The sequence below is a fragment of the Paenibacillus shunpengii genome, from assembly GCF_042684905.1.
Taxonomy (GTDB): Bacteria; Bacillota; Bacilli; order Paenibacillales; family Paenibacillaceae; genus Paenibacillus; species Paenibacillus shunpengii.
In genome coordinates, this window is sequence record NZ_JBHUMJ010000011.1 from 36,470 (window position 1) to 54,235 (window position 17,766).

At 47.6% G+C, this 17,766-nt stretch carries 12 protein-coding genes; 2 read left to right on the plus strand and 10 right to left on the minus strand.

The window, feature by feature from the left end; genetic code table 11:
• Positions 1 to 238 precede the first annotated feature (238 nt).
• From ACFSVM_RS22220 to uvrB, 7 genes are all read right to left on the minus strand, one after another.
• Complete coding sequence (locus tag ACFSVM_RS22220; RefSeq protein ID WP_379264629.1) at positions 239 to 2,146, minus strand: stalk domain-containing protein; 1,908 nt, start codon at positions 2,144 to 2,146, stop codon at positions 239 to 241.
• Positions 2,143 to 3,297: a S1C family serine protease gene (locus ACFSVM_RS22225; RefSeq protein WP_379264631.1), complete on the minus strand. Its 1,155-nt coding sequence runs from the start codon at positions 3,295 to 3,297 to the stop codon at positions 2,143 to 2,145. The genes ACFSVM_RS22220 and ACFSVM_RS22225 overlap by 4 nt, the downstream gene beginning before the upstream one ends.
• A gap of 272 nt (positions 3,298 to 3,569) precedes the next feature.
• On the minus strand, positions 3,570 to 3,779 hold the full coding sequence (locus ACFSVM_RS22230) for a hypothetical protein (protein ID WP_170862559.1): 210 nt from the start codon (positions 3,777 to 3,779) through the stop codon (positions 3,570 to 3,572).
• Between the two features lie 120 nt (positions 3,780 to 3,899).
• Positions 3,900 to 4,748 carry an aminoglycoside 6-adenylyltransferase gene (ant(6), locus tag ACFSVM_RS22235; RefSeq protein ID WP_379264633.1) on the minus strand — a complete coding sequence of 283 codons (849 nt, stop codon included), beginning with the start codon at positions 4,746 to 4,748 and terminating at the stop codon, positions 3,900 to 3,902.
• 146 nt (positions 4,749 to 4,894) lie between these two features.
• The gene (gene uvrA, locus ACFSVM_RS22240; RefSeq protein WP_379264635.1) at positions 4,895 to 7,756 is read right to left on the minus strand and encodes an excinuclease ABC subunit UvrA; all 2,862 of its coding nucleotides are present in this window, start codon (positions 7,754 to 7,756) and stop codon (positions 4,895 to 4,897) included.
• Between the two features lie 111 nt (positions 7,757 to 7,867).
• Positions 7,868 to 8,017, minus strand: coding sequence for a hypothetical protein (locus tag ACFSVM_RS22245; RefSeq protein WP_379264637.1), 150 nt, complete (start codon positions 8,015 to 8,017; stop codon positions 7,868 to 7,870).
• Positions 8,018 to 8,702: 685 nt separating this feature from the next.
• The gene (gene uvrB / locus ACFSVM_RS22250; protein WP_076314554.1) at positions 8,703 to 10,697 is read right to left on the minus strand and encodes an excinuclease ABC subunit UvrB; all 1,995 of its coding nucleotides are present in this window, start codon (positions 10,695 to 10,697) and stop codon (positions 8,703 to 8,705) included.
• A gap of 465 nt (positions 10,698 to 11,162) precedes the next feature.
• Between uvrB and ACFSVM_RS22255 the strand changes: the two genes are divergently transcribed.
• Positions 11,163 to 11,957 (plus strand): flagellar motor protein, encoded by a 795-nt coding sequence (locus ACFSVM_RS22255; RefSeq protein ID WP_379264640.1) that lies wholly within the window; start codon positions 11,163 to 11,165, stop codon positions 11,955 to 11,957.
• The gene (locus tag ACFSVM_RS22260) at positions 11,941 to 12,777 is read left to right on the plus strand and encodes a flagellar motor protein MotB (protein ID WP_076314552.1); all 837 of its coding nucleotides are present in this window, start codon (positions 11,941 to 11,943) and stop codon (positions 12,775 to 12,777) included. The genes ACFSVM_RS22255 and ACFSVM_RS22260 overlap by 17 nt, the downstream gene beginning before the upstream one ends.
• A gap of 159 nt (positions 12,778 to 12,936) precedes the next feature.
• Here ACFSVM_RS22260 and ACFSVM_RS22265 read toward each other — a convergent pair whose 3' ends face one another.
• The 3 genes from ACFSVM_RS22265 to ACFSVM_RS22275 all read right to left on the minus strand — a co-directional run bounded on the left by ACFSVM_RS22265 (position 12,937) and on the right by ACFSVM_RS22275 (position 17,682).
• Complete coding sequence (locus ACFSVM_RS22265) at positions 12,937 to 14,232, minus strand: PDZ domain-containing protein (RefSeq protein ID WP_379264642.1); 1,296 nt, start codon at positions 14,230 to 14,232, stop codon at positions 12,937 to 12,939.
• Between the two features lie 163 nt (positions 14,233 to 14,395).
• Positions 14,396 to 15,856 (minus strand): S41 family peptidase, encoded by a 1,461-nt coding sequence (locus ACFSVM_RS22270; protein ID WP_076314550.1) that lies wholly within the window; start codon positions 15,854 to 15,856, stop codon positions 14,396 to 14,398.
• Between the two features lie 518 nt (positions 15,857 to 16,374).
• Complete coding sequence (locus tag ACFSVM_RS22275; protein ID WP_076314549.1) at positions 16,375 to 17,682, minus strand: murein hydrolase activator EnvC family protein; 1,308 nt, start codon at positions 17,680 to 17,682, stop codon at positions 16,375 to 16,377.
• Between the last annotated feature and the right edge of the window lie 84 nt (positions 17,683 to 17,766).

The window sequence follows — 17,766 nt, forward strand, 5'->3', positions numbered from 1 at the left end:
AATACATCGTTCAAATGATCAACTAAATACTCTATCAGTGTAGCCATTCTGCTAAACAACTATAATAGTGTATCAAATCCTTGTTCTTTCCTCTACTACTTCCTGAAAAAACCGAAATTTCCGTCCATTCTCCATGGACTTTTCTATCAACAGTGTAACAAGGGTCCTTCTTTAACTCTATAAAAAAAGAACCCGCATGCCAAATAAATTTAGCTCTGCCGGTTCTTCACCGTATTCATTATTTATTGAATGAAAAAGAATCAAGCGTCTTCGAAAGAGCATTCAGCTGTACTTCCGTTCGATTCGCATCATTCAGTGCTGCGGTTACGGTGTAAGTTATGCCGTCATGCTCAAATACAAGCTGCCTGCCTTGCATGGGAACTCCCTTCTCGACTTCATGATAAGTGAACTCTGTCGCTGGCTCTCCTGCAAAGGTCACATTTTTTGTATCCGTCACACGGAAATCCTTGCGGCTCTGGGCCGCTTCAGCATAAGATTCGCGGAGCTGACTGACGGCCATCTCTACGGATATCTCCTTATCCACATGAATGGAGAAAAACCCTCCTGTAAACTGATACGCTACAATCGTGGATTCAAATCGGTTCTCCACTGGAGTCCAGTATCTCGGTATATCGAGCGTGTAGCCATATGTTTTGGAAGTCCGGGTGATCATACTCGACTTATTCACTAAATAAGGATCTTCGCCCAGCTTGCCAAAATTTTCGGAGACGGTATCATAATCAATCTCGAGCGAAGCGAGGATCTCTTCGAACAAGCCCTCATCTCCTGCCGCCGTCTCAGGTACAGCGTATTCCAAATAGTAACGATATCCGTTCTCTTGAATCAGCACATTGTATTCCGTTGTCCAGCCATCTCCAAAATCATATTGGAACTGGTTCACCTGAGCATCCTTACCCGCTACGTTCAGCGTGTAGGAATCGACCTCCCGGTGAGCATCCTCCACGAACACATCCCGCATCCACTGATTCAGCTTGTCGCTCCAATCCTTAAGTGATGCGCCTTCCGGCGCCGAAGTCACCTGGAGGGATAAATGCGTCCCTTCCTTACTCTCATAGATCAGGGACTGATTATCCTTGTCCCACTCCGCGGGCACTGACAAGGCTATACCATAATCTTCGTTATACACTGACGTCATGCCATTCTCAACCGTGGACAAATCCTTCATTGTCGTATCCGATATGTTGAATGAAGTGCGGAAAGAATTCAGCAGTGAGGCATGCTTTTGCAGATCCTTGTAATTGACAGCCTCATAGTCGGAAAAATAGACTTCATACAGGCGCCCATGATCGTAGTATTGTCTTGCTTCCCAGAACATACCGTCGCCATCCTTGGTCACGATACGGGCATAAGGTGTAACAGCCTCTCCATAGGCTTCACGATCCATGACGGTCTCGCCCATATCCTTGGCGTCCTGAACAAGCTGCTGCAGCATATCCTCCGCATCCAGCTCTACTTCCTGATCACTGACCAGCACTTCAAGATAATATGTGCCTTCGGCGTTCATGAAGCTGGTAAAGTCCTCACTCTCATTGTAGGATCCTCCCACAATCAGTCCGGTTGGATAATTCATAGACCATTCGTAGTAACTGTTCCCTATCTTTGTCTTGCCTAGATCGCTATCAATTTCGTTCTCCGGATTTTCCTGAGGAGCTTCAGCACCATTCGCTTTCATACGAATAACCAGCTCACCTTGATTTGACTTATGAAGTGTGGCTCCAATACCTGCAGCTACTGGGCGCAGCGGGACCATAAGCACATCCTTCACCATCTTGGGTGCAGCAGCCATTTCTACTTTTTCCCCATCGATCCAGGCGGTCTTGCTCCCGATGGTAAGTGCAACCGTATGTGGACCATCCATGACTTTGACGACATCTTCCCCGGATAGACGAATCTCGCTATGGAAAGCTTTTTTGAATACCCCTACCGGAACCATCAGCGTTCCCTGCTCCACATAGGGCTTATGAATCGTTTGCTTCTCTCCATTAATGGTTGCCGTCTGGCTTCCCGTCCTTAGTCTCAGCTCTTCCACAAGATCAGAAGCTGCAGCCGGCTGTACTGCACTGCTTAACACAATGATGCCCGTCAATAGCGCCGTTGTAATGGTACGTACCGTTCTTGTATTCATCGATCTACCTCATCCCATGCTTCGTCTTCAACTGAAACGACCGAATTTTCACCCTGCGTCAATACCAGATATCGAGTTACGATGTCTCCATCTGACTGCATGAGCAGCTTCACTTTCTGGCCAGGCAGATACTTCTTAAGCAGCTCATTAATATCGACAACCGAAGTGACTCGCACCCCATCTATGCTGTACAGCACGTCACCTTCTTGGATTTTGGCCTTCTCTGCTTCATTCGTATGAACACTCGTAACGGTCAAAGGATCATCAGTTGGCAGCCCCACAATGGCCGACCAGCTCTCCTCCAGCGTAAGCCCCAGACTTGCGCGCTTGACTTCGCCATATTTAAAGTAATGATGGATTACATAATGTACCGTCTCCGCAGGGATCGAGAAGCCTGTATTCTCCACTCCAACCGCTGCATACTTCATCGTGTTAATCCCGATCACTTCACCCTTTAGATTTACGAGCGGACCGCCGCTGTTCCCCGGGTTAATGGCTGTGTCGCTTTGAATCAGACGATAGGATGCATTCACTCCCCGATTGAGCCCGCTGACCACACCTACTGTAGCTGAATTCCGCAGGGAAAAAGACACCGGTGTGCCGATCGCAATGACGGTCTCGCCCACCCGCATATGGGAGGAGGAAGTGGCCAGCTTCGCTGTTTTCAACGATTTCGCATTGATCTTAATCAGTGCTAAATCGCTGGTCGGGTCGCTGTAACTGTCAGTGATCTTATAGGTCTTACCATCGGATGTGACTACAACTGCATTGGATAAACCGTCAATGACATGGGCGTTCGTCACAATCCATCCGTTTGATCTGATAATGACACCCGTTCCGTGCGTCAAATTGTAACGATCAGAGCTTCCTCCTTCTGCACCTGCATCCGGGCGTCCTATGATTCCAACAACAGAAGGGGATACGGCCTTGACAACCTCCGGTATTTCATCTTTTGCTGTATAAATGAATGTTCCTGTCTTCGTGTCATATTGACCTGTACCGCCTAACGCTTTCATAAGGTCTTTTGAATTTATGTATATTTGATCATCCTGTAGCTTCGCATTCAGCTTAACACTAGCGCCTTCGATTACTGCCGGGTTAATCGCACTTGCCCCAAGCATAAGGATTGCCATGACAGCAGCTGTTGTCATTTTTGTTCTTACCTTGTTTAGATTGAGATTTGTGTCCTTGTTTCTATCCGTTATTCTATCGTTATTTGCGTTTCTAGCTCTAGTTCTATCTATATTATTACGTTCCAAATGGCTTCACCGATTCCTCTCCCAATCTATCATTCTCTTACTCTTATGTGACATTCTGAATCCATACGCCAGGTGCATTCTTTCTTCAAAAGAGGATTAAAAAACACCTTCCCTTCACACAGGGGAAAGTGTTCTGCAAATCTACTTATGTTGTATGTAACCGTCTAGCTCAACCAATGCTTGATCATCGCATAATCGGTAATTAGAAATACGATTAAGCTGACTACACCAAAAGCAATGGCAAACAAATTCTTCTTGGGTGCCTTGATCAGTCGAACAACACCGATGAAGATAATAATGGTAAATAGAATGACGAAGATATCAAATCCATTAAATTTAGAAGTTGTGCCTCCAGCTTCCGCTAATAGCAGCATACATGCGCCCCCTTATGACGAGATATCATATACGTACAAGCGTTTACACCTTCTTATATGTTATCTTCATCGCCCCGGTTTAGCAAGACTTTTCATCCAGAAAATCTAAAATAATCCAATTCAATTCCTATAAATACTTTTCGTATATTTAGTAATGACTTCATCGTAATCAGGATACTTATATCCGAAACTCTCTGACACCGCTTTTGAATAATTTCTAAATAACTCATAACAAGTGAATAAAGACTGCCACATTTCTTCATAGCCATTCTCCACATAAGTGGACAAGAGTTTTTCCCAATCTGCATCAGGAAGGTAGCGATTTATAAACTTATAGTTCTTCCCTACACTAAAATGATATCCTTGCTCTGATCCAATATTCCAAGCCATCATTCTCAATAAATTCGGTCTTGCGATCTCGTTCAGATGGTCAATAGCGAATAGGATTTCTTTTCTCCCCAACCCTTTAACCACGTATGTGGAAACCATCCAGAACTCATTACAGCAATCATCGAATTCTCTTGCTGTCGGCTTTTTAATCCAATATTGATGATCATTTGCGATTACTTCGTGTTTAACGAGATTGTCCTTATCAAGCAGCACCTGAACTAAACCATCGCTGTGGGTAAAATAATCGTTAGCCTCGTGGACTGGGATAAGTGTCAGGTCTAACTTATTCCAATCTTCAAATAGGATTAAGTATGAATACCAATTACCTAACTCCGGCGGAAAGAGCTCCATATCTTCGGGTTTTTGCATCATAACAGGTTTTCCGAATACTTGAAGCCACTGATCATTCTCCTTGAAAGAATCCATATCCGTTACAAAGTATGAGAGGTCATAATCTTGGAATGGATCAGGAGGAATATTGGGGTTTGTTCGGGACCCTTCCAAAGTAACCAATCGAATTCGATCATCATTTTTGGCAAAATCGATCAGCTTCTTCATCATCTCTTGTTCATTTCTCACGACAGTCATCCTCCGTTACAACTATTTTTTAGATAGCATGAATAATAGAGAGTTCGATATAACCACGTCGCTCTAATGATGACGGATTACTTTAAAAAAAGCTGGAGATGAGATAAATGTATCTCCTCCAGCTCTTCATGCAGCAGCTATGAACGGTTTAACACCAGGGTTTGACTGCGCTCGGTATCCCGTTCCAACACCGGCTTCAGGTATTTACCTGTGTAGGATTCATTCACTTTGACGATTTGCTCTGGAGAACCTGTACCGATAATGGTACCGCCGCCGTCTCCGCCTTCCGGTCCCAAGTCGATAATATGGTCGACCGTCTTGATGACATCCAGATTGTGCTCAATGACAAGCACGGTTTCCCCAGAGTCCACCAGTCGGTGAAGTACCGTCAGCAAACGATCAATATCATCCACGTGCAGACCGGTGGTCGGCTCGTCCAAGATATACATCGTCTTACCGGTACTGCGGCGGTACAGCTCAGATGCGAGCTTGACGCGCTGTGCCTCTCCCCCGGATAGTGTTGTTGCCGGCTGTCCGAGCTTGACGTATCCTAAGCCGACATCCAGCAGGGTTTGAATTTTGCGATGAATCTTAGGAATGTTGCGGAAGAATTCCACCGCATCTTCAATCGTCATATCTAGTACTTCAGAAATGTTCTTCTCTTTGTATTTAACCTCTAACGTTTCCCGGTTATATCGTTTCCCTTTGCAGACTTCACAAGGTACATAAACGTCCGGCAGGAAGTGCATCTCGATCTTAATGATTCCATCGCCCTTACACGCCTCACATCTGCCGCCCTTGATGTTAAAGCTGAATCGGCCCTTTTGGTAGCCGCGCAGCTTGGCTTCATTCGTTTGAGAGTACAGATCTCGAATATCATCAAATACACCCGTGTACGTTGCCGGGTTGGATCGAGGTGTACGGCCGATTGGAGATTGATCAATATCAATGACCTTGTCAATATGCTCCAAGCCTTTCATTTCCTTATACTGCCCTGGGCGTACTCTTGCCCGGTTCAAATCCCGTGCCAGTGTTTTGTACAAGATCTCATTCACAAGGGTAGATTTGCCTGAACCGGATACACCAGTAACCGCTGTAAATACACCTAGTGGAATCTTCACATTAATGTTCTTGAGATTGTTCTCCTTCGCACCGCGAATTTCCAGCCAGCGATCATCCGTCTTCCGTCTCTCGGCAGGAACAGGGATAAACTTGCGTCCGCTGAGATAGCTGCCCGTCAATGAATTAGGATCATTCATGACTTCCTGCGGTGTGCCCTGCGATATGATCTGACCGCCATGAATTCCGGCTCCCGGACCGATATCAATAATATAATCCGCTGCCATCATCGTATCCTCGTCATGCTCTACGACAATGAGCGTATTTCCGAGGTCACGCATATGACCCAGTGTTGCAATCAGACGGTCATTGTCACGCTGATGCAGTCCGATGCTTGGCTCATCCAATATATACAATACACCCATGAGACTGGAGCCGATCTGTGTCGCAAGCCGAATACGCTGTGCTTCCCCGCCGGATAATGTACCTGCAGCTCTGCTCATAGTAAGGTAGTTCAACCCGACGTTTACGAGGAATCCCAGACGACTGTTGATCTCTTTGAGAATCAAATGGGCAATCGCCTGTTCCTTCTCGGAGAGCTGCAAATTGCTGAAGAATTCCATGGCCGCTCCAATGGAGAGATTGGTCACATAAGCCATGTTGTTGCCATTGACAGTAACGGCCAGCACTTCTTTTTTGAGACGATGACCTTTACATGTTCCACACGGCTTCTCGCCCATAAAGCCTTCGATGAACTCACGAATACCTTCCGAAGCCGTATCACGATACCGGCGCTCCAGATTGGGAATAATCCCTTCAAATACAACATAAGCTTCTTTTCTTTGGCCAAAATCATTCTCATAACGGAAACGGATCTTCTCACCATTCGTCCCTCGAAGGAGCTTGTTCATCTGATCTGGTGACAGCTCGCTGACAGGAACTTTCATCGGAATCTTGTAATGCTCACATACGGAACGTAAAAATTGCGGGTAGTAGTTCGACGTCCCTCCAGCCCAAGCTTCAAATGCACCGCCTTCGATCGACTTGCTGCGATCGGGAACGAGCAGATCAGGATCGACAATCATCTTAGTTCCCAAGCCGTCACAATCCGGACAGGCACCAAATGGACTGTTGAACGAGAACATACGCGGGGAGAGCTCCTCCATGCTGAATCCGCATATCGGACAGGCATAGTTGGAGCTGAATCTCAGCTCTTCTTCTCCAATGATATCAACCAGCAGCTGACCGCCGGATATTTTAAGCGCGGTTTCAATCGAATCGGACAAACGTGACTGAATGTCTTCCTTCACGACGATCCGGTCCACTACGACCTCAATCGTATGCTTCTTGTTCTTCTCAAGCTCAATGTTCTCCGACAAGTCACGGAGCTCGCCATCAATCCTTACCCGTACGAAGCCTTGCTTCGAAATATCTGCCAGCAGACTCTTGTGCTCACCCTTGCGGCCCGAAATAACAGGCGCAAGAATCTGCAGTCTTGTCCGTTCCGGGTAGCCCATGATCCGGTCAACCATCTGCTCTACGGTCTGGGAAGTAATCTCCACACCATGATCCGGGCAATGCGGATGACCAATGCGTGCAAACAATAGACGCAAATAGTCATAAATTTCGGTAACGGTTCCTACCGTTGAGCGCGGATTGCGGCTTGTTGTTTTCTGATCTATCGAAATCGCAGGAGACAGTCCATCTATCGAATCTACGTCGGGCTTCTCCATCTGACCTAGAAACTGACGGGCATATGCGGACAGTGACTCTACATATCTGCGCTGACCTTCGGCATATATCGTATCAAATGCCAGCGATGATTTACCGGATCCGCTCAATCCGGTCAGGACGACAAAACGGTCGCGCGGGATCGTTACATCGATGTTCTTCAGATTGTGCGCCCTTGCGCCTTTAATGATTATACTCTCGTTCGCCACACTCTCATCTCCTTAAAAGAACCCTCCTAAATCCTCCCTGACAGGGAGGACCCCAAAGGGACCTCCCTTTGGAAACCGGAAATTGGCCGAAGTAGTTGGGCTCGTGGTTATTTACAGCTGGTTGTTGTGCTTGGACCGCATTCGTTCTAGACAACCCATCTGGTTGTCCAGAACATGCTTCACATACGAGGCGGACCGTGAGTGGGATCGCTTCGCTCCATCCCACGGGCGGACCATTGCTCTCTGAGCTCGGTCCTTCAAGTGCAACTTCCTGCGTGGGATCGCTTCGCTCTACCCCACAGGCGGACCATTGCTCTCCGAGCTCGGTCCTTCAAGTGCACGCTCCTGCGTGGGATCGCTTCGCTCCATCCCACAGGCGGACCATTGCTCTTCGAGCTCGGTCCTTCAAGTGCACGCTCCTGAGTGGGATTGCTTCGCATCATCCCACAGGCCGACCATTGCTCTTCGAGCTCGGTCCTTCAAGTGCAACTTCCTGTTGTGGGATCGCTTCGCCCATCCCACAGGCGGACCATTGCTCTTCGAGCTCGGTCCTTCAAGTGCAACTTCCTGCCTGGGATCGCTTCGCTTCATCCCACAGGTGGACCATTGCTCTCCGAGCTCGGTCCTTCAAGTGCAACTTCCTGCGTGGGATCGCTTCGCTCCATCCCACAGGCGGACCATTGCTCTTCGAGCTCGGTCCTTCAAGTGCAACTTCCTGCGTGGGATCGCTTCGCTTCATCCCACGGGCGGACCATTGCTCTCCGAGCTCGGTCCTTGTTCTACTAAATTAAACAATATATCAATTTATCAATAAGTATAGCCCTTATGATCAGCTTTCAACGTTATTAAACGAAATACAATTATGAAATTAAAGAGTACAGAAACAGCAACGTACCTTATGCACTCTTTAAGAAGAGAACGACCCCTCGGCCGTTCTCTTCTTATTTTATTCAGCCTTCAATTCAAGCAGGGCATCTCGTAGTTCTGCGGCACGCTCGAACTGCAAGTTCTTCGCTGCATCCTTCATTTCAGCCTCAAGACGCTGCATCAACGACTGACGCTCGCGCTTCGACATCTTCTCTGTGCCGCCTGTCAGATAATCGCTCTTCGCCTCGGCCACCTTCGTTGCCTCAATAACCTCACGAATCTTCTTGCGGATGGTCTGTGGTGTGATTCCATGCTCTTCATTATAAGCGACCTGAATCGCACGACGACGTTCCGTCTCCTTCATCGCTTTATCCATGGAGTCCGTAATCTTATCACCATACATGATAACTTTACCTTCACTGTTCCGGGCAGCGCGTCCAATAGTCTGAATAAGTGAGCGTTCAGAACGCAGGAAGCCCTCTTTGTCAGCATCCAATATAGCAACAAGCGATACTTCAGGAAGATCAAGTCCTTCCCGCAGCAGGTTAATTCCGATAAGTACATGGAATGTGCCGAGCCGGAGATCCCTCAGAATGGCCATACGCTCCAGCGTCTTAATATCTGAGTGCATATATCTGACCTTAATGCCCACTTCCTTGAAGTAATCGGTCAGATCCTCTGCCATCTTCTTCGTCAGTGTCGTAACAAGCACGCGCTCATCCTTCTCTACACGGTCCCGAATCTCACCAATCAGATCATCAATCTGACCTTTGGTTGGTCTCACTTCAATGATCGGATCAAGCAGACCTGTTGGACGAATAATCTGCTGAACCATATCTCCTTCGGTATGCTCAATTTCATAAGGACCTGGAGTGGCAGAGACGTATACGAGCTGCTTCGTCTTCTTCTCGAATTCCTCGAACTGCAATGGACGGTTATCCAGTGCGGACGGCAAACGAAATCCGTGCTCTACGAGTACGGTCTTCCGCGCACGGTCACCGTTGTACATCGCGCGAATTTGAGGCAGCGTTACATGCGACTCGTCAATGACAACCAGCATATCGTCAGGGAAATAGTCGAGCAGTGTATACGGTGTAGCTCCTGCCTCACGGAAGGTCAGTGGACCAGAATAATTCTCAATCCCGGAGCAGAATCCCACTTCCTTCATCATCTCGATATCGTAACGTGTCCGCTGTTCCAGACGCTGTGCCTCGAGCAGCTTGCCCTGTTCACGGAGTTCAGCAAGACGTTCCTCAAGCTCACGCTCAATATTAACAAGCGCTACTCTCATCGTCTCCTCACGCGTAACGAAGTGAGATGCCGGGAATATGGCCACATGATCGCGCTCACCGATCAGCTCGCCGGTCAGCACGTCAATCTCTGTGATGCGCTCAACCTCGTCTCCAAAAAGCTCGATTCGCATCGCGTGCTGATCTTTAGATGCCGGAAAAATCTCAATGACATCTCCGCGCACACGGAATGTCCCCCGGACAAAATTAAGGTCATTGCGCTGGTATTGGATATCCACGAGACGTGACAAAATCTCCTTGCGAGACTTCTCCATCCCTACACGAAGCGACAATAGCATATTGGAATATTCGATCGGAGAACCGAGACCGTAGATGCAGGATACACTCGCAACAATAATAACGTCTCGGCGCTCGAACAAAGAACTTGTAGCCGAATGCCGAAGCTTATCAATTTCTTCATTTATACTTGAATCCTTCTCAATGTACGTATCTGAAGAAGGAATATAGGCTTCTGGTTGATAGTAATCGTAATAGCTTACAAAGTAATCTACCGAATTGTTAGGAAAAAACTCCTTGAACTCACTTGCGAGCTGTGCCGCAAGCGTCTTGTTATGTGCAATAACAAGCGTGGGTCTATTTAACTTCGCTATGGTCTGAGCAATGGTAAACGTCTTACCGGTACCTGTAGCACCAAGCAATGTCTGATGCCTCTTCCCTTGCCGGATCCCTTCTACCAGCTCTACAATCGCTTGCGGCTGATCCCCTTGAGGTTCAAATTCCGATACGAGTTCAAATCCTTTATTGCTCATGACAATATCGCTCATTGCCCAACCTCACCTTCATCGTCTAAAATAGTTTTACACCAGGATTATGCAAATTTCGATCTCTCTCGCTAAGAAACTACAAATATCCAGATAGAATGAAGTCATCAATGTACATACTTACACTCAAAAACTTCAAATCAACCTAGATATTGTTGTAAGAACTGCCCATAGCAAGCTGTGCAATATCCTTATATATGTCGAGATTTACCGAAAATATAACATTCGGAAACCATTTTATATACTGCATTGCTTATTTCCCTAACATTAAACAAATGAAGTTCCTCAGCCGAAATAAAAAAGAACCCATCTCAAAAAGTGGAATGAAGCTCTTCATCAGGCTGTTTCACCGGCTCTTCGTTCGTGAGTTAAGCAAAAGCGTTTATAAGAATGTTTGTTCCCGTTTATTATACTCGGTTCATGTCCTGGATGCAAATATAGAAAGCAAATGACTGGAGGGAATTTTTGATGGATATCGCGACCCTAATCGGCCTTATGGCCGGAGCTGTCGCAATCATTGGAGGATTTTTATGGGAAGGGGGACAAATAACAGGACTATTTCAAGGGACGGCTGCTCTTATCGTCTTCGGCGGTACGATTGCAGCCGTGCTCATCAGCTATCCACTGCACCGGATCCGTACTCTGCCTGCGGGCATTAAACTGGCCTTCAAGCCGAATCGGTCTGAAGTAAAGGAGTGGCTGGAGGATATCGTAGAGATGTCCATGGTTGCAAGACGTGAAGGTGTTCTAGCCTTGGAGCAGAAGGTCGTTGATCACCCTAATGTTTTCTTAAGAGAAGGCATTCAGTTAGTTGTGGATGGAACAGATCAGCCGATCGTCCGTCAGATTATGGAGCTGGATATCGATGCCAAGGAACAGGAGCATGATAACTATGCCAAGCTATTTGAATCTGCAGGCTCCTATGCGCCGACCATGGGGATTATCGGGACCGTTATGGGACTCATTCAGGTGCTTGGTCATCTGACAGATCCGAGTCAGCTCGGTCCATCGATCGCCGTTGCTTTTATCGCGACCTTATATGGGGTAGCCAGCGCAAACCTGATCTTCTTGCCCATCGCCTCCAAGATTAGAGCCAAGGGCGTAGAGGAAATTATGGGCATGGAAATGATTCTGGAAGGTGTATTGTCAGTACAAAATGGTGATAATGCGCTGCTCGTTCGCAAAAAGCTGAACACTTATATTACCTCACTGCCAAATTCATTAAGCCCGAGGAAGGATGTCATGCATGAGACAGCGGAATAGGCGAACACGGAATGTAAAGTCCGCGCATTCCTCCGGCTCTCCGCATGATCGCTGGATGATCACCTATGCGGATCTCATAACACTTCTGCTCATTTTCTTCGTGATGATGTATGCGATGAGCCGGCTTGATGCAAACAAGTATGAGGAAGTTACCAGCTCCCTGCAGACTACCTTTCAGAGCTCAAGCGGAATTCTTGACGGAGGAAATGGCGTAATTGACTACCCCTCTGGTCAAAATGGCGAGACAGGCAGTGAAGCAAACCAGCCCGGTTCGGGCGGAGCCGGTTCAGATACGGAACAAGAGGCAGACAGCGGACCTTTGACCGAACGAGAGACTGCCTTCCGTGAGCAAGAAAAAGAGCTTCAGGATCTGATGGCCTTGATCGAGGATTATATAAGAGACCATGAGCTTGAGAATCTTATTTTTGTAGTGGACAAGCCTCAAGGGATCTCCATTACGCTGAGTGAACAATTTCTGTTTCGCACTGGGGATGCAAATTTAATGGAGGGTGCAGGCCCCGTTCTGTCTCAATTAGCCAGCTTGTTTAGGGATCTTGCGACAACCATCTCAATCGAGGGTCACACCGATAATACCCCAGTGACATCGGGCTCCAAATACCGGGACAACTGGGAACTCTCCGGTGAGCGCGCACTCTCTGTGCTTCGTTATTTTATTGAGCAGGAAGGACTGGATCCGAACAGCTTCCAATATGCCGGATATGCGGATAACCGGCCTGCAGCAGAGAATACGACCGCCGCTGGCAGACAACAAAACCGCAGAGTGGAAATCACTGTTCTGCGCCAGCTGCAAAGTGAGTAAAGCTAGATCTCATTTGAATATAAAAAAGTAAAACCTCCACCCTGCTTTATAGGCAGGATGGAGGTTGTTTTTTGTGCAGAGAAGCTTGTGTGTAGATGTTCCCCTTCTCCGGCTTAGCTTATCGTGTGATTGCTTAAAGTAATTTCAGCTTCTATCCCCTCATGCTTCGTGACTGAAAGGATCGGGCGCTGGCTTATCGGTACGATGTGTATCCACCTTCATCCCGACGATCTGAAAGAACGAGGCAGGACGCTCGTCGATTGCAAAGCCGGTATCCGGATCTGGCGCAAGCAGTGCTCCGAGCTGGTGATGCTCACCTTCGTATATCGCACGCTGCAGGAATTTACTCTCGCCTTCAATATTGCGTACTTCCAATTTGCAAAATGCAGGGTTCATACGAAGCGCGCTGTGCAGCTCCGCTTGGGAGTTGACATGCTGTCCATTCACTCGAAAGATAACCTCACCCGTCTGGATTCCCAGCTCCTCCGCAGGACTTCCCGGCAATACGGCCAGAACCTGCAGTCCCTGCTTAGGATGTACATAGATTGGGCTGCGATTTTCTTCCTCCGACGAACTGATCCAGCATATCGCTTCAAGACCTAGAAGAGCAAATAGCACAGCCACCAGAGACAACGGATTCCACCACACGGACAACAGACTCAAGGCGAGCAGTATGACTCCATACAGCAGGAGCCGCTTCGCGGTAAGCGCTGATTTGTCTTCAGGCAGCATACTTTTTGTCATTTCACTAAATCCGACAATAAAAGGAACAGCAAAAAGCATATACATATCGGCACCGCCGGAAATCAGCGGACTCCACGCTAAATCTGCTCCACTTCCCGAATTGGTGGGCATAAGCAGCATAAGCGGCACCGGTACATAGTACTGCAGCTGATAACCGCCGACAAGCTTGCCCCTCTTCCCTTTAAAATAAACAGGAGAAGCGTTCTGCCGCTGCTGCAGCCTTACGAACAGAGCCTGAGTCAAGTGCAGTACTGCTGCTAGCACCAGCAGCTGAGGAATCGGCAGATCACGGATTGTAGAGACGACGGCTTCGAGGAAGCCTTGAGGCTCCCAGCTGCCAAACAGCTTAAGCACCCATTGTATGCTACCGAGTAAACCCACTGCATATACCGCGTTCAGGTATCTGATCCGCAGCAGCATCAGTATAATCGATGTTACCCATATCACCAGCACAGCCTGTGCTGTCATTTCAATTCCCAGGAATAAATAAACGACAGATACAATAAGACCAATCAGTATACCTGTAAAAATAGCCCGCAATGTTAACAGCGGCCACCCATTAAGGCGTGTGTGGAGCAATCTTCGTTCTAGCATCCCCTGACGACGGTAACTGAGCGCTAATAATACGATGGCTATGTAATAAAATGGCTGTGTCAGCAAAGCGATTAATGCATCCACAACAAGCCATAGCCATGTGATGACTTCATTCAAGTTAGCTCACGCCCCCTCATAATTCAACTGCTGCATGCCCTCTCCAAATACTTGATCCAAGTAAAAAAAGAAGGCTGAACAAGCAGCCTTCTTTCATCTGTTTTTCTAATATCGACAAGAAAAACTTATTCTGAACGCTTGATGTTCGGGTCGTTTTTCTCTCTTAATTCGACGCTGCTGAAGAGATCTCCTGCTTCATCTTGGAAACAGCCTGTTTGAGCTGCGTATCGTATGCAGGATCGCCGATTCGTTCAATGAGCGCCGTCTCAAGTGCTGCAGCCGTTTCCTCGTTGATATTTCCGCTCACGCTCAGTCCTTGTGAGCTTTGGAAAGCTTTGACGGCTTCTACGGTCTTATCATCATAATATCCGTCTTTGCGATCCGTCTTATATCCGAGACCCTCGAGCATCGTTTGGGCGTTCTTCACGTCCGTACTGTTGGTATCGTACTTCAATGGAAGATTATCCTTATTGATTGGTGCCACGGAGAAATAATCAGGCTGACTTACACTAATATCAGGCTCAATTCCTTTCTCATGAATCCAATCACCGTTTGGCGTAAGCCACTTGGCTATCGTAATCTTCACAAGACTTCCGTCACCAAGCTGACGTTCAAAGCTGGTCTGCACCGTTCCTTTACCGAAGGAATGCTCACCGAGCAGTGTCGCTCCAGCGGATTGCTGCAGTGCGCCTGCCAAAATTTCAGATGCGCTCGCACTTCCTTTGTTCATCAGGACACTCACCGGGTAATCCTTCGCTGAACCTTTGGACTTATTTGTTTCCCGAGTTCCGTTCTTGTCTTCCACTTGCACGATCAGTTCTCCAGAAGGAACAAACTGCTCTGCGATATCAATGACGACAGACAGTACGCCGCCCGGATTGTTACGAACGTCGATGACAAGCCCCTTCATGTTCTGGCTTTCAAGCTTAGCAAGCTCCTCCTTGAACCGTTCAGCTGTATTCAAAGAGAACTGCGTTATCGTAATAACGCCGACATCATCTTCCTTCATCTCCGCATACACGGTCTCCAGATCAATGTCATCTCGTATAATACTGAACTCGAGCGGCTCATTGGATCCAGAACGCTGAACCTGAACCTTGGCTTCGCTGCCCTTCGGTCCACGGATCTTGGAGACGGCATCATTGAGATCAAGCCCCTGCAAAGATTCACCATTGACAGACAGGATCACGTCCTTAGCCCGTATTCCTGCTTTTTCAGCGGGAGAGCCCTTGATCGGTGATACCACCACAACATTGCCATCCTGTGAGGATACCTCTGCGCCAATACCTGTAAATGAACCTTCAATCGATTCTTCGAATTGAGCAGCTGTTTCCTGACCCATGTAATTAGAATAAGGATCTCCGAGGGCCTCCATCATTCCATTAATAGCGCCATCAATTAATTTAGTACGGTCCACATCTTGATAATAGTTAGCCTCGATCAGGTCAAGTGCGGTTTCAATCTTCTGCAGTTCATTCTTCTGATTGCTGCCGGTTACACTGGCAAGCAGCCCTTCTCCGCCCTGGCTGTTCAGCCCCGGGTAATTTACAACAGCCAGTGTAAGCAAGCTTCCACCCAGAAGCGCAAGAACCACCAGCAGTATAGCAGAGCGCTTCTTCATCATGAGCGTCACCGCCCTTTCTATTCCGACTTACTTGCTTTGGATGTAAATAGGATACAAGTCAACTTAGAGCCCGGCTTCATCCTTGGATGAAACTCTGCGCGACCGTGTCACGCTTATTGCTTCATCCTTGGATGAAACCGTCGGCGGCTATGTTACGCCATCCGTTTCATCCTTGGATAAAACAAGCTCCTTATTTACTTGTATCATATTTCGCTGAAGGATGAAACACTGCACGACTGTGTTGCGCTTATTGTTTCATCCTTGGATGAAACAGCACACGTTTGTGTTGCGCTTATTGTTTCATCCGTGGATGAAACAGCACACGAACGCTTTACGTTGCCTGATTCATCCCCGGATGATTCAGTCAATCGTCTATATGTTCGTTGCCTGATTCATCCCCGGATGATTCAGACAATCGTTCGTATATCCGCTGTCTGAATCATCCCCACACATAAAACCATATACCAGCAAGAGTATATGTAAAGCTTGTACGGAATATGTCCAGAATAGACCTCTGCTTACAAATAATTCATCGGGTTTTGCGTACTTCCATTCACACGAACCTCAAAGTGCAAGTGAGGTCCCGTAGAGTTTCCTGTGGATCCGACTTCGGCAATCTTTTGACCACGGCTTACAGAATCTCCTTCACTCACCTTGATGCCGCCTTCGCGAATGTGTCCATACAGCGTCCATAGTCCATCCCCGTGATCGACTATCACAGTATAGCCATAACCACTGTACCATTCTGCCATGATAACTACGCCATCTTCAGCGGCATAAATGCTTGTTCCTTGAGGGGCAGCAAAGTCAGTACCGGTATGCATCTTACCAACCTCACCTGTGATCGGGTGAATACGCGGTCCGTAACCTGAGGAGATACGCGCGCCTGAGATCGGCATTCCCAGCACACCGCTGCCGCTGGAAGACATGGTTTCACTTGAGCTAGAGCTAGAACCAGAAGAGCTGGAGCTGGAGTTCGAGCTGGCTACTTTCTTCTGAGCAGCCTTTCTTGCTGCTTCTTCCGCTGCCGCCTTCGCTCTTGCCGCTGCTGCCGCCTGCTCTGCCTTGAGCTTGTTCTTCTCTTGAACCAGTGCTGAACGTTTCGATGCGATCTCTACGAGCATGCGATCCTGTTCCTCGCTAAGCTCGCCATGCACATGGATTTCTTCCTCATAACCTGCAATGAGCGTCTGTTTCTCTTGCTCTTTACTATCCAGCTCTGCCTTGCGTTCTTTTTTCTCAGCATATAGACGTTTATGTTCTGCATACTGCTGTTCGAGTTCTGCCTTCTTGTCTACAACAAGCTGCTTATCTTTCTTATGTTCAACGAGCAGATTCTGATCCTGATCCACGATCATCTTCAATGAATCTGCACGCTCCAGAAAATCGGAAATGCTTGTAGAAGCCAGCAATACATCCAGATAGGAAACTGTTCCATCTGTGTACATCAGACGAACACGCGATTCGAGCAGCTCCTCGCGGGCTGCAATTCTCTCTTCTGCTGCCTGCAGTTCCTTCTTCGTGTTCCGCAAATTCTCTTCCGTAGTTTCAATGCGGTAAGACACGGTCGCCAGCTCATTACTTACGGCTTCAATTTGTTCCATAATAGCTTCGAGATAGGCTTCTTGCTTCTGCTTGTAGTGTTCTGCTTCCTGCTTCTTCTGTTCCGCCTTCTGTTGCTGTGACTTCGCAGATTCGGACTGCTGTTCCAGCTGATCCAGCTCTTTATCAATATCGCTGATGCTTGATGCAGCGACTCCGTATCCAGGACTAAGCACTGTGGCTGTAAGTAAACTTAACGCTATTGCAGTGGCCGTCTTTTTCAAGTTCGTTTCCCATCCTTCTTCGTAAGTATTTTATATATCAATCCATGACGAGTTATGTTCTTACTTAAGGGCTGCCCGATAAGG